13 protein-coding genes are annotated in these 15,445 nt (G+C 61.9%); 6 read left to right on the forward strand and 7 right to left on the reverse strand.

The genetic code is table 11. The features are described from left to right. The first annotated feature begins 82 nt into the window (after nucleotides 1–82). Nucleotides 83–1,921, forward strand: coding sequence for an NACHT domain-containing protein (locus tag D6201_RS05530; protein WP_120047904.1), 1,839 nt, complete (start codon nucleotides 83–85; stop codon nucleotides 1,919–1,921). 126 nt (nucleotides 1,922–2,047) lie between these two features. Here D6201_RS05530 and D6201_RS13145 read toward each other — a convergent pair whose 3' ends face one another. Together D6201_RS13145 and uvrA are read right to left on the reverse strand one after the other, a co-directional pair. After that, nucleotides 2,048–2,176 carry a hypothetical protein gene (locus tag D6201_RS13145; protein WP_277949480.1) on the reverse strand — a complete coding sequence of 43 codons (129 nt, stop codon included), beginning with the start codon at nucleotides 2,174–2,176 and terminating at the stop codon, nucleotides 2,048–2,050. A 76-nt stretch (nucleotides 2,177–2,252) separates the two neighbouring features. Continuing rightward, a complete protein-coding gene (gene uvrA, locus D6201_RS05540) occupies nucleotides 2,253–5,168 on the reverse strand; it encodes an excinuclease ABC subunit UvrA (protein ID WP_120047905.1) in 2,916 nt (971 codons plus the stop codon). A gap of 92 nt (nucleotides 5,169–5,260) precedes the next feature. Between uvrA and D6201_RS05545 the strand changes: the two genes are divergently transcribed. From D6201_RS05545 to D6201_RS05565, 5 genes are all read left to right on the forward strand, one after another. Next, nucleotides 5,261–6,055, forward strand: coding sequence for a hypothetical protein (locus D6201_RS05545; RefSeq protein ID WP_120047906.1), 795 nt, complete (start codon nucleotides 5,261–5,263; stop codon nucleotides 6,053–6,055). After that, nucleotides 6,056–6,586 (forward strand): RNA 2',3'-cyclic phosphodiesterase, encoded by a 531-nt coding sequence (thpR, locus tag D6201_RS05550; protein WP_120047907.1) that lies wholly within the window; start codon nucleotides 6,056–6,058, stop codon nucleotides 6,584–6,586. It begins immediately after the preceding gene. Between the two features lie 308 nt (nucleotides 6,587–6,894). Further along, nucleotides 6,895–7,620, forward strand: coding sequence for a lysozyme (locus D6201_RS05555; protein WP_242447441.1), 726 nt, complete (start codon nucleotides 6,895–6,897; stop codon nucleotides 7,618–7,620). 41 nt (nucleotides 7,621–7,661) lie between these two features. Further along, entirely contained in the window at nucleotides 7,662–8,345 is a 684-nt protein-coding gene (locus tag D6201_RS05560) for a hypothetical protein (RefSeq protein ID WP_242447442.1), read from the forward strand. Between the two features lie 120 nt (nucleotides 8,346–8,465). Next, nucleotides 8,466–10,676, forward strand: a complete 2,211-nt coding sequence (locus tag D6201_RS05565; RefSeq protein WP_165853501.1) for a M3 family metallopeptidase — start codon at nucleotides 8,466–8,468, stop codon at nucleotides 10,674–10,676. A gap of 51 nt (nucleotides 10,677–10,727) precedes the next feature. Here D6201_RS05565 and D6201_RS05570 read toward each other — a convergent pair whose 3' ends face one another. From D6201_RS05570 to D6201_RS05590, 5 genes are read right to left on the reverse strand one after another with little or no spacing between them, the layout of a single operon-like run. Continuing rightward, complete coding sequence (locus D6201_RS05570) at nucleotides 10,728–11,027, reverse strand: GCN5-related N-acetyltransferase (RefSeq protein WP_242447443.1); 300 nt, start codon at nucleotides 11,025–11,027, stop codon at nucleotides 10,728–10,730. Beyond that, a complete protein-coding gene (locus D6201_RS05575) occupies nucleotides 11,024–11,755 on the reverse strand; it encodes an ABC transporter ATP-binding protein (protein ID WP_120047910.1) in 732 nt (243 codons plus the stop codon). Before D6201_RS05575 ends, D6201_RS05570 begins: the two co-directional genes overlap by 4 nt. After that, entirely contained in the window at nucleotides 11,752–12,711 is a 960-nt protein-coding gene (locus D6201_RS05580) for a FecCD family ABC transporter permease (RefSeq protein WP_120047911.1), read from the reverse strand. The genes D6201_RS05575 and D6201_RS05580 overlap by 4 nt, the downstream gene beginning before the upstream one ends. Continuing rightward, on the reverse strand, nucleotides 12,708–13,550 hold the full coding sequence (locus tag D6201_RS05585; protein WP_242447444.1) for an ABC transporter substrate-binding protein: 843 nt from the start codon (nucleotides 13,548–13,550) through the stop codon (nucleotides 12,708–12,710). The genes D6201_RS05580 and D6201_RS05585 overlap by 4 nt, the downstream gene beginning before the upstream one ends. After that, nucleotides 13,547–15,433 carry a TonB-dependent receptor plug domain-containing protein gene (locus D6201_RS05590; protein ID WP_242447445.1) on the reverse strand — a complete coding sequence of 629 codons (1,887 nt, stop codon included), beginning with the start codon at nucleotides 15,431–15,433 and terminating at the stop codon, nucleotides 13,547–13,549. The genes D6201_RS05585 and D6201_RS05590 overlap by 4 nt, the downstream gene beginning before the upstream one ends. Nucleotides 15,434–15,445: the final 12 nt, after the last annotated feature.

The following is a 15,445-nucleotide window of genomic DNA, read 5'->3' on the forward strand; positions in this document are numbered from 1 at the left end:
CTCTGCGAAAACAATAGCGCCATACCTATTCATATCGTTTCGGGTTTCCAGACGCGGGCTCTTTCAATAATCAAGGATATATATGGCTCTCGGAGAAGCAGCAGCAGCAGCAGCAGCAGTTAAAGTCGTCGATGCGGCAGCCCCTAGACTTTTAACTCGCGTCGGCCGTCGCGTGTCAAAAAGTGTGGAGCGAACCAAGGTTCTCCTTACTAAAACATTTCAAAACCATTTAGAGGCCAGCAATTTCCGCGCGCGATGGGTAAAGACTATTGTCTCAAAAGACAAGCCAGTAGATTTGGAGAATATTTACGTCGGCCTTCTACTTGAAAACGAAGTCGACGGATTAATCGCAGACAGCGATATCGACCCAACGGAGAATCCAGGTTCTCGAGTAATCGTAAGTGGTACAGGAGGTGCTGGTAAAACAGTTTTGATGAAAAAGCTTCTTCTGGATGGATTTGAGAATAGGCAAGGTCTTATTCCGCTTTTTGTCGAATTAAGAAATCTGTCATTCGATGGAGAGATTCCTCTAGCAAAGCTGATATTCGAAAACTTGGCAGACGAGGGAGGTCCCGAAGGATACTCGCTATTCGAGACTGCGTTGGAAGAGGGTCTTTTCCCAATCTTCCTAGACGGCTTCGACGAGATAAACCCAAACTTGATCGACGGTGCAACAAAGCAGATTTCTAAGTTTTCTAGAAAATATAAAAAATGCTCGATAATTATATCAACGCGCCCTGGCACTGGCATTCATTCGCTCACAGACTATTCGGTATATCATTTGCAACCACTCAGCAAAGAACAAGCATTAGAGCTCATCGAAAAGACACGCTTTGAGGCGGTCTCGAAGTCAAAGTTTTTGACGGCCCTAAAGGATGGACTATATGAAAAGCATCAATCGATGATGTCCATTCCGATATTGGTTGTCATGATGCTTCTTACGTTCAGAAGCTATGGCGAGATTCCAAGCCGAATGACCGTTTTTTACAGTCAGGCTTTTGACACGCTTTACTCAATCCATGATGCTGAGGGGAAAGAGTCATATAAGCGAGTGCACGATTCCGGCCTTCCTCCTGACCAATTCAGACTGGTCCTAAATGCATTTTGCTATTCGTCTCTTTGCGAGTATGAGATTGAATTTAATCGTGAGAGCCTAGAATTGTTTGTATCCAAAGGGATTCGAATAGCTCGAGCAGAGTGCAGTACCAAAGAGTACATTTCCGACCTTATAAAAAATGTGTGCGTTCTCCAGCCAGACGGTCTGAGCTATCTTTTCGTTCATCGGTCGTTTCAGGAATACTTTGCTGCAACATTTGTAAGTAGATACTCAGGAAAAAAGCCTTTCGCAGCTTACGACCAGCTAATACGGATGACGGGACCAGATCTGCACCAGATGCTCGTTGAGATTGATCGCCCCAAGCTCTATCGACAATGGCTACTTCCGAAGCTCGAGAAATATTACGAAACGCTGGATGCAATGAAAAGCAAATCGGCGATTGAGAAATTCAATTTGTTCGCTGCGAGTCTTGTTGTCAGGACATCGGACTACGCTATACCGTACGGAATGGCTAGAACTGACTTCACAATAGAAGGGCTTACACTCGCCCATATGACTGACACTACTATTTCGCCAGCAACACTGATCCAAGGCGTGAAATTTTCTGATCAAGACCTGAAAAAAATACAGGGAATTGCAAAGAAGACGCCTCCACGTAGTATTTCAAAAGGTGATGGGACTGGAGCTGTTGTGCAAATAGCGCGTCACTATATTCAGCTTTCTAAAAACGAAGTTAGTATGATCGGGAGGAGCAATTTTGATGGCCTCTTTCGGGCATATCTGAGCGCCGTTGAGGATCAGCTATCGAAAATCCGAGAGATTGTCGCAAAGGATGTGATAGTTGAGGATTTGATTTTCGATTGATTCTCCAGATATGCTCATTTTTTACGACAAATGGGAAACTTGCTCGCAGAACAAATCAAAATCGAATTCACGGCTTTCGGAGCCTCCTCTAACCGAGTACTTTGGATCGGTTGCGTCTCATGTCTCTCAATCCGCCGCCTCACGCGCCTTCTCCGCCCTCTCCAGCATCGGTTGCAGATACTGGCCGGTGTAACTCGCAGGCACTGCAGCAACCGCCTCCGGCGTCCCCTCGGCAACAACCTCCCCGCCCCGCACGCCGCCATCCGGCCCGAGGTCGAGCAGCCAGTCCGCCCCCGGATCAAGTCCGGGGCAGGCTAACCTCTGATTACATTCACTCCGCAGCTTCTTTCGCCCTCTCCAACATCGGTCGCAGATACTGGCCGGTGTAGCTTGCGGGGGTCGCGGCGACATCTTCGGGTGTGCCCTTGGCCACCACTTCGCCTCCCCTGACACCTCCATCCGGACCGAGATCGAGAATGTAATCAGAGGTCTTGATCACATCCAGATTGTGCTCGATCACCACCACGCTATTCCCCTGGTCCACCAGCCGGTGCAGCACTTCGAGCAGTTTGCGCACATCCTCGAAATGCAGGCCGGTGGTGGGCTCGTCGAGGATGTAGAGCGTCTGGCCGGTGCTGCGTTTGGACAGTTCCTTGGCGAGTTTCACGCGCTGCGCCTCTCCGCCTGACAGGGTCGTCGCCTGTTGGCCGACCTTGACGTAGCCCAGCCCCACCTCGTTCAGCATGTGCATCTTGTCGCGGATGGGGGGGACGGCCTTGAAGAAGCCTTCCGCGTCCTCGATCGTCATGTCCAGCACGTCGGCGATGGAGTGGCCCTTGAACTTCACTTCCAGCGTTTCGCGGTTATAGCGCTTGCCGCCGCATTCCTCGCAGGTGACGTAGACGTCGGGCAGGAAGTGCATCTCGATCTTGATCAGGCCGTCGCCCTGGCACGCCTCGCAGCGGCCGCCCTTCACATTGAAGCTGAAGCGGCCGGGCTTGTAGCCGCGCGCCTGGCTTTCGGGGAGGCCGGCGAACCAGTCGCGGATCTGGGTGAAGGCGCCGGTGTATGTTGCAGGGTTGCTACGGGGTGTGCGGCCGATGGGCGACTGGTCGATCTCGATCACCTTGTCGCAATATTCGAGGCCGGTGACCTTGTCGTGCGCGCCCGCCACCACGCGGGCATTGTTGAGCGTGCGCGCGGCGGCGGCGTAGAGCGTGTCGATGGTGAAGCTGGATTTGCCGGAGCCGGAGACGCCGGTGACGCAGGTGAAGGTGCCGAGCGGGATGCTGGCGGTGACATTGGCGAGGTTGTTCGCCCGCGCGCCATGGACCGTCAGCTTGTGGCCATTGCCCTTGCGGCGCGTCTGCGGGACGGCGATCTCGCGCCGGCCGGTGAGGTAGTCGGCGGTGAGCGACTTCTTGCTGCGGAGCACCTGCTTCAGCGTGCCCTGCGCCACGACCTCGCCCCCGCGCACGCCCGCGCCGGGGCCGAGATCGACCACATGGTCCGCCTGGCGTATCGCGTCCTCGTCATGCTCGACGACGATGACGGTATTGCCGAGATCGCGCAGGCGTTTGAGCGTTTCGAGCAGCCGGTCGTTATCGCGCTGGTGGAGGCCGATGCTCGGCTCGTCCAGCACGTAGAGCACGCCCGATAGCCCGCTGCCGATCTGCGATGCGAGGCGGATGCGCTGGCTCTCCCCGCCTGAGAGGGTGCCGCTGGTGCGGTCGAGATTGAGGTAATCGAGCCCGACATTGTCGAGAAAGCCCAGCCGCTCGACGATTTCCTTGAGGATGGCCTTGGCGATCTGGTTCTGCGTGTCCGTCAGCTTCTCCGGCAACGCGGTGAACCACGCCAGCGCGTCGGATACGGAAAGCCGCGTGGGCATGGAGATGTCGGTGGAGTCAATCTTCACCGCCCGCGCCTTCTCGTTCAGCCGCGCGCCGCCGCATGTCTCGCAGGGCTGCGCGGTCTGGAACTTGGAAAGCTCCTCCTGCATCCACGCGCTTTCGGTCTGCGCCATGCGGCGGTTGAGATTGCCGATCACGCCTTCGAACGGCTTGCTGACCGTGTACTGCTTGCGCCCGTCCTTGAAGGTGAGCGGCACGCGCTTGCCCTTCGTGCCGTAGAGGATAACGTCCTGGTTCGCCTCGCCCAGCTGGTTCCACGGCGTGGTGAGGTCGAAGCCGAACTCCTTGGCGAGGCTGCCCAGCACCTGCATGTAATAAGGCGAAGGCGGATTGGACTTCGCCCACGGCACCACCGCGCCCTTCTTCAGCGTCAGCTCTTCGTTGGGCACGACCAGCTGCGGGTCGAACAACTGCTTCTCCCCGATCCCGTCGCAGGTCGGGCAGGCCCCCTGGGGCGCGTTGAAGGAGAACAGGCGCGGCTCGACCTCTTCGATGGTGAAGCCGCTGACCGGACAAGCGAATTTCTCGGAGAAGACGATGCGGTTGGGCGGCAGGCCCGCGCCTTTCATCGCGCCGCCGCTGTCGGCGTCATCCTCGCGCCCCGGCACCATGCCATCGGCAAGGTCGACGAAGGCCAGCCCCTCGGCCAGCTTGAGCGCGGTTTCGAACGAGTCCGCCAGCCGCGTTTCCAGCCCCTGTTTCACCGCGAGGCGATCGACCACCACTTCGATGTCGTGCTTGAATTTCTTGTCGAGCGCGGGTGCCTCTTCGATCGCATACATCTCGCCATCGATCCGCACGCGGGTGAAGCCCGCCTTCTGCCACTCGGCCAGCTCCTTGCGATATTCGCCCTTGCGCCCGCGCACCACCGGCGCGAGCAGATAGAGCCGCGTGCCTTCGGGCAGTTCCATCACCCGGTCGACCATGTTGGAGACGGTCTGCGCCTCGATCGGCAGGCCGGTCGCGGGCGAGTAGGGCACGCCCACCCGCGCCCAGAGCAGGCGCATGTAATCGTAGATCTCGGTGACGGTCGCCACGGTCGAGCGCGGATTGCGGCTCGTCGTCTTCTGCTCGATGCTTATCGCGGGGGAAAGCCCGTCGATATGCTCGACATCGGGCTTCTGCATCATCTCGAGAAACTGGCGCGCATAGGCGCTGAGGCTCTCTACATAACGCCGCTGTCCCTCGGCATAGATCGTATCGAAGGCGAGGCTGGATTTGCCCGAGCCCGAAAGCCCGGTGATGACGATGAGCGCATCGCGCGGCAGGTCGATATCGACGCCCTTGAGATTGTGTTCGCGCGCGCCTTTGACGGAAATTTTCGTGAGAGCCATGGCCGTGCAAGTGGGGGCTGGCGCGGGCTGAGTCCAGAGGGCTTCGTCCCGTCCGGATGGAACAGCTTGTCGAGTGATCAATTGTTTTGGAAATGGGTACGATTCATGCCTCCGTGCTGGCGTTATCCGGTCTGGCGCTTGCAGCGTGTTCGAACGAACAGAGCGAACCCGTGCGTGCGGCCCAACAAGAATCCGGCGAAGTGAGGTCGGCAGACGATACTGGCGATGCGCCGCAGCCGGAGGAAACTTCGCAGACAAGTGAAGGCACCACACCATTGCTCCGCGTGCCGACCGATTTCCGCGGCACATGGGCGCGCTCGCCGGGCGCGTGCGCCATGCGCGGTCACGACCGGTTCACGTTAACCGGTCAGGAAATTCGCTTCTTCGAGAGCGGCGGCGAAATTGGCGATATACGGCGGGACGGCAACGCGCTCGCGATCACCTATCCTCACGGCCGCCCCGACCGATCGCCGACGCCCCAAGCGGTTTATCTTGCACTGGAAGGCGATGGCGCGATGCGCGTGCGGATCAGTGAGAACGAAAGCGTCACCTACCGCCGCTGTCCGGCTCGGACGACGGCCACCGTGCCCGAACGGTTTCGCGGCCTGTACGCGCTGGACCGCCAGGCTTGCGAGCAGGACTACACCTATGCCCGCGCTTTCCAGAATGTGACGGTCGAGGCGAACCGCGTGCGTTTTTTCGAGACGGGCGGCCCGGTGACCGATTTGAATATCGACGGCGACAGCATCGCCATCACCTTGCGCGAAATGGTAGGCGACGATGAAAGCGAGCGGGCGATCTATCTCGCGCTGGAGGAGGATGGCAGCGTGCGCTATCGGCCGAGCAACGATGCCGAGATTAGCCCGATGGTGCGCTGTCAGCGTTAAATGACCCGCCGCCTGTTCGTCGCCCTCCCCTTGCCCGAACCCATCCGCGAGGCCCTCCTCGATACGATGGAAGGCATCTCCGGCGCGCGTTGGCAGGATGCGGACAATCTGCACATTACACTGCGTTTCGTGGGCGAAGTCGACCGGCACACAACCGCCGATCTGGAAACCGCGCTGGAGACAGTCCCCTTCGCGCCGTTCTCGATCGCGCTTTCGGGCGTCGGCCATTTCGAAGGGCACAAGCGCGCGCGGGCGATCTGGGCGGGAGTCACGCCGAACTCCGCTCTGGCCGATTTGCAGCACAGCGTGGAAATGGCCTGTCGCCGCGCGGGCCTTCGGGCGGAAAATCGAAAATTCGTCCCGCATGTGACGCTCGCACGCCTGAATAGCGGCAGCGGTCATATCGGTGAATGGCTCCACGAAAACGGCACGCTCGCGCTTGGACCGTGGACCGCAGACTGTTTCGCTCTCTTCGAAAGCGACCTCACTCCGCAGGGCCCGATCTATACGCAGCTTACGGAATTTCGTTAGGGGCGCAGCCCACGCATCATTGTTGCGCTGTCAAGCACGATGCTCACGAGCCGCCCGACACATCGGACGAAGCGAGGACCGATCGCACGTCGCACCCGTTGATTGAGTGAATGCACATAGAAAGTCCGCGCGAAATCATTACGCAAAACACGCGCCGGACCCGACCAGACAGGACCATCATGTCGAAACCGACAGCAATGACCGTAATTCCATTGGACCCGAACGAAGGATCCAGCCATCCGCCTGCTCCGCCGAGCAATGCGAAGGCGCGCAAAACGGAGGAAGATCTCCGCCCCGCCTTGCGCTGGATGCGCGGCGAGATGGTTCGCGAGTTCGTCCGACGTCTTCGCCGCAAGTCGGACCGGAACGACCGCCGCCGCCAGAAGCGTAAATTGACGCTTGCGGCTTCGGCTGCCGTAATGGCGGCAAGTCCAGGTGCGGTCCAATACGGTGCTGCGGCGCCGGATTTCTCTACACAAATTGCACAGATGAAGGTCGATGCGACGCAGACCCGCGTTCACGCCTCTGATCTCACATCCAGCGAAACGATGAAGGAGGCACTTGCCGAAGAGGAAGGCGTTCGCCTTACCGTGTATCGCGATGTCGCCGGTTATTCTACGGTCGGTGTCGGCCACCTCGTGCTCCCTGAAGACAATCTGCGTGTCGGCGACACGATCACATACGAGCAGGCACTCGAATTTCTCGAGCAGGATCTCAAAAAGGCCGAGGCAGGCGTTCAGCGCCTTGTGGGCGATCTGCCGATCTATCAGCACGAATTCGATGCGCTTGTAGACCTTGTTTACAATGTCGGTGAGGGCAATGTCTCCGAGAGAGAAAGTCCAAAGTTGAATGCTGCGATTGCAAGTGCCGATTATGAAGGCATCGCGGAGGAGTTGCATTATCACCATGCGGCAGGAGCCAAGGCTAATGGTCTGGTATACCGCTCGGAACGCAGGCAGGCGATTTTTATGGAAGCGGCGTATGACGATCCCCGGCCTGTCGAGATCGCCGTCGCCGGCAATTTGAGTACCTGATCCTTCACGTCTGCGGCTTACGCCGCGATCGTCTGAGCTTTATGACCACAAAGACACTCACGTCCTGTCGTCCCGTCAACGCCCTCGCGGCGCTGGCAGGATGCTTCGTGCTGTCCGCTTGCGGACTCATCACGCCGGGCCACCCTGCTGAGGAAATGCTGGGGGACGAGGCCGTGCCGACAAGCGAGCAGGTCATCGCGACCCTGCCGCAAGCGACGGCCACGCCGGACCAGGATTGCCTCGTGGTCGTGTGGGACGAACAGGCGACCCCCAACCGCGATTTCGACCGTGAGCACGACCTGGTCGAAGGCGGGGCGATCTCCTGCGCCACCGGCACCAGCGCCAGCGAATTCGAAGCGGCGCTCACCAACATCCGCGCAGCTGCGGCGGCTAACGATCGCGCTGCGCTCATCCGTGAATTGAACATACCCCTGCTCTACATCGATCGAGACGGTACGCCGCAGGCTCTGCCGGAAACGGCCGTGGTCGAGCGAGGCTTCGACGATATCTTCACGCCGGAGATGCTTCTCCTGATGCAGGATCTGAAGCTGGAGGACATGACTGTCGTGCCCGATCAGGGTGCATTCTTCCAGCTCGGCTCGATCTGGCTGGTCGCGTCGGAAAAGGGCGGCCGCCCCCGTCTCGTGACCGTCAATCGCCAGGCGCTGGACGAGGCGATCGCCAGTGCGCGGGAAACCGCGCTGGAAGAAGAGCCGCTTTCCTGAACGCTGCCCGTCGTTCAGCCGCTTGGCAGCTTCGCCTGTTACAGTTAGATATCCGTTTCATCGGCAACCACCCGTTCCGGGCGCGTTGCCGCAACGCATAGAATGAAAGAGGTTGCCCGAATGAAATCGCGCCTGCTTGCCACCACCACGATCATCGCCCTTGCAGCTTCTGCCTGCACCACGACGATGGAGGATACCGACATGGCCACCGCCTCCGGATTGCCGCAGACCGTCGAGTACGATCCCGAAATCCCCGCCGCGACGAGCATCTTCGCCGAAGCATCGCCGCTTTACATGCATGCCCCGCAATTCGACCGGGTGCAGGACAGCGAATGGCAGGGCATCATCGAGGAAGCGATCGCGATCCAGCTGGCCGAAGTCGAGGCGATCGCCAACAACCCCAATCCGGCGAACATGACCAATACGCTGGTCGCCATGGAGCGTTCGGGCCAGGTCTTCAGCCGCGCCTATTCCGCCTTCAGCCAGATCGTCGGCGCGAATATCAACGACACCATCGCCGCGGCGGACGAGGCGCTTGCCCCGCAGATCGCTGCGATGAACGACACGATCTATCTCAACCCGCAACTGTTCCAGCGCGTGAAGGCGATCTACGACAACCGCGCGGCGATGGCGATGACGCCCGAAGATGCGATGCTGCTTGAGGTGTATTACCAGAATTTCGTCCATCGCGGCGCGCTGCTGGGTGACGAGGCGCAGACCGAACTGCGCGATATCAACGAACGCCTGAGCTCGCTCAGCACGCAGATTTCCCAGCGCATCACGACCGGCCAGAACCAGGCCGCCATCGTGGTTGACACGCGCGAGGAGCTTAGCGGCCTCTCCGATGGCCAGATCACCTCTGCCGCACAGCTCGCCACCGAGCGCGGGCATGACGGCAAATACATGATCGGCGTCAGCAACACCTCGGGCGTTGCCATGCTGTCCCAGCTGCACGACCGCGACGTGCGCGAGCGGCTGTTGATGGCGAGCCTCAACCGCAACCAGAGCGGCGAAGCGGGAACGCTGGACGCCATTCGCGAGACCATCGCGCTGCGCAATCGCCGCGCCCAGCTGTTCGGCGAGCCGACGCATGCCAACTGGCAGATGTACGATCGCATGGTTTCGGACCCGCAGGCCGCGATCAAGTTCATGGCCGACATGGTCCCCGCCCTGCGCGCCACGCAGGACCGCGAAGCCGCCGTGCTGCAGGCCCGGCTGGAGCAGGACGGTCACGACTTCCAGCTCGCCGCATGGGACTGGCCGTATTACGCCGAGATCGTCCGGCAGGAGCGCTATTCCCTCGATAACGAGGAAATCAAACAGTATTTCGAAATCGACCGCGTGCTGGAAGACGGCATTTTCTACATGGCGGGCGAGCTTTACGGCCTCACCTTCGAGAAACGCAGCGACATCCCGGTCTATCACCCCGATGTCTCGGTCTACACCGTGTTCCACGATGGCAGCCCGATTGCGCTCTTCTACTTCGATCCGATGCAGCGGGACAGCAAGCGCGGCGGCGCCTGGATGAGCAATTTCGTCGAGCAGAGCCATCTGCTCGGCTTGCGTCCGGTCGTCACGAATACGCAGAACATCGCCCCGCCCGCGCCGGGTGAGCCGCGTCTGGCGACATGGGACGATGTGGAAACGATGTTCCACGAATTCGGCCACGCGCTGCACGGCATCTTCGCCGACCAGCAATATCCGTCGCTTTCCGGCACCAACACCGCGCGCGACTGGGTCGAATTCCCGAGCCAGTTCCACGAGAATTTCGCGGCTCTGCCCGAAGTGCTCCAGCGCTATGCCCGCCACCACGAAACCGGCGAAGTGATTCCGGACGAGCTGGTGCAGGCGATCAATCGCGCTGGCCGGTTCAACCAGGGCCACGGCTTTGGCGAGATCATCGCCGCATCGCTGCTCGACATGGAGTGGCATTCCATCGACCCGAACCAGCCGGCACCGACCGATATCATGGGCTTCGAAGCCGCCGCGCTCGAGCGGATCGGCCTGCGGTCCGATCTTGTTCCGCCGCGCTATCGCACGCCGTATTTCAGGCACATTTTCGAGCATGGCTATGATGCGGGCTATTACGCCTACACCTGGACGGAAATGCTCCACCACGATGCATACAGCTACGTGGAAGAAAATGGTGGCATGACCCGCGAGATGGGCGACCACATCGTTGCGACCTTCCTCGGCCAGGGCCATTCGAAGACCTACGAACAGATGTTCCGAGACTTTACCGGCCGCGACCCGCGCGTTGAGCCATTGCTCGAAGCGCGCGGCCTGATCCCGGGAGAGACGCAGCCGGGCGGGGCGTCGGGCGTTCTGTAAGTCTGAGCCTGATGATTATGGGGCCGTCGGAGCGATCCGGCGGCCCTTTTTTCATCGCCGGAGCTTGCCGCGCATTTCGAGCGATCTGCGATTTAGGGTCGGCAAATCCTCCGACCCGCCGAGCGCCGCCTCGCCCAGAGCTATGGCGCGCTCCAGCAATTCGTCGGATGCGTTGCGATAGGCGGGCGCGTCGATCGCTTCGCGCCACGGTTGCCCGCAAGCATTGTCGAGCAGGATGCGCTGGAAGCAGTGATCGAAGCGCACCGGCCAGTGCCGTTCCGGCGCGGCGACCGGCATACGCTCACGCGTAAGGGCGAACCAGCGGGCTTGGAGGTCGTCTCGGTCGGTCACCCAGAAATGACGAGCGCGCGGTGGCCGGGTTCCCCTGTCCATTCCGCATCGATGCCCCAGACGCGATTGACCACAGCTCTATCGAGGGCCTGCAACGGTTCCGCATCGGCGACCAGATGGCCCTCGTCGAGCACCAGCACGAGGTCCGCATGGTTCATCGCCAGCGCCAGATCGTGCAACACCAGCACCACGCCGCGCCCGGCGTCGGCCTCCGTCCGCAGCACGCGCAGCATGGCGAGCTGATGCGCGAGATCGAGCGCGGCGAGCGGTTCGTCGGCGAGTATCCATTCCGGCTTTCCCGCAAGCACCCGCGCCAGCAAGGCCCGCGCCTTCTCTCCGCCGGAAAGCGTCGAAACCGGGCGCATCGCGAAGTCCTCCAGCGAGCAGGCAGCGATCGCGTGGGCGATGGCGTCTTCGCCTCGGTCGCGGTGGGGCAGGCGACCAAGCGCGACGAGATTTCGCACCGAGACATCCCATGCGATCTCGGCACTCTGGGGTAGATATCCGATGCGTTGGGCGCGCGCTCTGGGCGTGAGATCGGCGAGCGGCAAATCGCCAAGCGACACCTCTCCGCCATCGGGTGCAAGCAATCCCGCCAAAACGGAGATCAGCGTCGATTTGCCTGCGCCGTTCGGTCCGCAGATCGCGGTGATCCCGCCACGAGGCAAAGCAACCGTGACGTCCCGCAAACGCCCGGTGACGGACAGGTCGGTTACGGCAAGCGTCACGCCAGCCCCCTTCGCATCCGCAGCAGCAGCATCAGGAAGAACGGCGCGCCGATCAGGCTGAGCGCGATGCCGAGGCGCAGCTCCGTCACCAGCGGCAGCACACGGCAGACCATGTCTGCGACCAGCACCAGCAATGCCCCTGCCAGCGCGCTCGGCAGGATAAGGGTGGAGGGTCGGCGATCGGTCAGCGGGCGCACCAGATGCGGGACGATCAATCCGACGAAGCCGATGATCCCCGCCACGGCGACGCCGCTGCCCACGGTGAGGCCGGTGCCCACCACCATCGCCCAGCGCAGCCGTGCGGGATCGACGCCGAGCGAGCGGGCGGCATCTTCCCCCAAGGTCAGCGCGTCGAGCCCGCGCCCCGCCCACCACAGCACCGCGATCCCGGCGAGCGAGAGCGGCGCTGCCAGCATCACGTCCTGCCAGCTGCGATCGGTGAGTGCGCCCATCAGCCAGGTGACGATGCTGCTCATGGCAAAGGCATTCGGCGCCAGGCTGATGGCAAGGCTCGTCATCGCGCCCGCGAGGCTGGCGATCATCATACCCGCCAGCGTGAACAGCGCGATGCCATGGGCCGGACTGGTGGTGCGGCCGGCGATCAGCGCAAGCAATGCCATCGCTCCGCCCGCGCCGATCAGCGCGAAGGCAGGCAGCAACAGCGCGGTTGCCGCCCCGATATACAGCGCGATCACCGCGCCCAGGGCTGCGCCGGGAGCGATACCGAAGAGGCCGGGATCGGCAAGCGGGTTGCGCAGATATCCCTGCATCGCCGCACCCGCCGCGCCGAGGCCCGCTCCGACCACCACGGCAAGCACCGCACGCGGGAAGCGCAATTCTGCGAGGATAAGCGCGCTATTCGCCGTGTCTGCCCCCAGCCAGACGCGCCCGGCCAACAGCGAGAGCGGCAGAGCAAGCGCGAGGAGAATCGCGAAGGTAAGCGTCGCGCGGTTCATCGCCCCTCCGCTCGTGCGAGCGTCGTATCGTTCTCCATCGACCGCCGTATCTCTCGCAGCCGTGCCAGCGCGCGCGGGATCGTCGGCCCGCCGCAATAGAGCAGCGCGCTATCGAAGGTCTCGTATCGAATGTCGTCGAGGGTCTTCAACGCCGGATGGCTGAGCGCACGCTCGTCTCCGGCGGCGAGCACCAATTGCGGCGGATCGGCGAGCACCTGCTCGAGCGGGAGATACGCCCCCTGCCCCATGCCGCGCGCCGCGGAATGGCTGGCGAAACCCGCCTGTTCGAGCATGGCAAAGGCGAGCGAGCCCTCGCCCGCAACGATGCCGCCCTGTTGCCACAGCAGCGTCGGCACCGGCTCGCCATCGGCAGACGCCGCATGCCACGCGCTTTCGATGCGCCCGGCCAGTGCCTCGCCGCGCTCCGCCTCTCCCGTCAGCTCGGCAAGCTGGCGGATTTGCGCGAGACTGTCTTCCAGCGATCCGGCGATGCCGAGCCGCTCCACACGCACATCGGCCCGCTCCAGCGCGCTCGCCGTGGCAGGCGACAGAAAGCTGTCCGCCACCACCACGTCCGGCGAGAGTGCGAGGATTTCCTCTACCGTGCCCCCGGTGCTGGCGTAACGCCGCGCATCCGACGGCTGCATCGAGCTTGCCGCCGGATCGTGGCTGTAATGGGAGATCGCGAGCAGCTGTCCCGGCGCGGCAATTTCGGCCAGGATCGCGTCGGCGCAGGGATTGAGGCTGACGATGGTGGGCCGGTGGCTTGCAGCGCGCTCTTCACCATCGCCGCCACACCCGGCCAGCGCCAAAAGCGCGAGGGCAGCCAGCCTTGTCACAGCCGCAGCCTTGCTCCGACGAAAGCGGCTCGCCCGCGCGTCGCATAGCCCGCGGCGGTCTGGTAATCCTCGTCCCAGACATTCTCGACCCGGCCGTATAGCTCGACCATATTGTTCAATTCATAGGCTGCGCGCAGGGTAAGGAGTTCGTAGCCGTCCAGCCGCACGGTGTTCGCCGCATTGTCGAAACTGTTCGACACCAGCCGCAAGTCCGCGCCCAGGGTGAGCGCGCCGATGGCCTGCCAGTCGGCGGTCAGCGTGGCGGCATGGCGCGGGCGGCGCGGCAGCCGGTTGCCACTATCGCGATCCTCGGCTTCGGTGAAAGCGTAGACAGCGCCCAGCCGCAGCGAGTCGAGCGTAAAGACGCCCGCTTCCACCTCGACGCCAAGCGCGCGGGTGCGGGCGATATTGTCATAGGTGCCGAAGGGCCGGTCCTCGCAGATGGTATCCTCCACGCCGAAGCAGCCGACAAAGGCGATCTGGTCGTCCGTTTCGCGGTGGAACAGCGTGACGCCGCCATAAACCGCCTGCGCCCGGTCGCCATAGGCGATGCCGAGATCGAGGCTGGTGCTTTCCTCCGGCTCCAGCGCGGCATTGCCGAAATCGGATAGTAGCTGGAACAGGCTGGGAGCCTTGAAGCCCTCGCCGATACTGGCCCGCACGCGCCAATTGCTGGCGATTGCGTAGCTCGCATCCGCGCCGAAGCTCACTTCGCTGCCGAAATCGTCGTGATCGGTGAAACGCGCGCCCAGATGGCCGGAAATGCCGCGCCATTCGACGCCAGCCTGGGCATAGGTGCCGAAGATGCGGGTGGAGGCGCGCTCGGCAAACAGCGTTTCGTACGCGGTCCACTCGTTCTCCGCCCCGAAATTAAGCAGCAGCGGGCCGATGGGCCGCCACTCGCCATTCACCGCGATCCGGCCCGACCGGCCGTCGCTGGTAAATGTCGGATCGTCTCCGAAATCGCGATTGAAATTGTCGCGGCTGGTGTCGGCAAAGCTGTAGCTGCCCTGCACGAAAAGCGGTCCGCTGTCGTAGACCATGCCCGCCGAGCCGAAGGTCTGGCTGGTGTCCTGCACTTCGTCCGTATCGGCGAGCGAGAAATCGGGCGCGGGGAAACCGTCGAATTCGAGTTCCCCCTCCGCCTGACGCAGCCGCGCGAACACTTCCAGACGGTCGGAGAAATAGTATCGCGCATGGCCATCCAGCGCCCATTGCTCGAACCCGTCCGCCTCGGTGCCGGTTTCGGCAGCGGAGAAACCGTCGGTATTGGCGAAGCTGCCGGACAGGCCGAGAAAGCCGGTATCGGGGTCGGACAGGCCACCCGACGCCGTCGCCAGCACGCTGTCATTGGCGCCGTATTCCGCGCTCGCCAGCAAACCGCTTTCCGCGCGGGTGGATGCGACAAGCACGCCGCCGATCGCATCCGATCCCCAGATCGTGGAATTGGACCCGCGCAATATGTCGAGCTTGCCGAGATTGGCGGAAAGCAGATTGCCGAAATCGAAGCCGCCCGATGGCGATGCCGGATCGGCCACGCGCACGCCGTCTACGATCACGAGCAGCTGCTCCGCCTCCGCCCCACGAACGCGCACGCCGGTGAATGCACCCAGCCCGCCATTGCGGGAGAGCGAGAGCCCGGGAACGCGCTGGAGCACGCGGGTCAGGTCCGACCCCTGTACGTCCAGAATTTCGTTCTCGGTAATGACCGTTACGGCCTGGCCGGTGTCTTCGACTTCGGTCCGCGTGCCGGTGGCGGTGACGGTGATGAACTCCTCACCGGTTCGCACGTCGGTAAGGATAATCGATGGCTCTTCGTCCTGCGCCGCGGCAGGCACGGCCAGCGCCGCGAGGGACACACCACAAATCAGATATTTAAGCACAAAACCTCCTAT

The organism is Aurantiacibacter aquimixticola, assembly GCF_003605475.1.
GTDB lineage: Bacteria > Pseudomonadota > Alphaproteobacteria > Sphingomonadales > Sphingomonadaceae > Alteraurantiacibacter > Alteraurantiacibacter aquimixticola_B.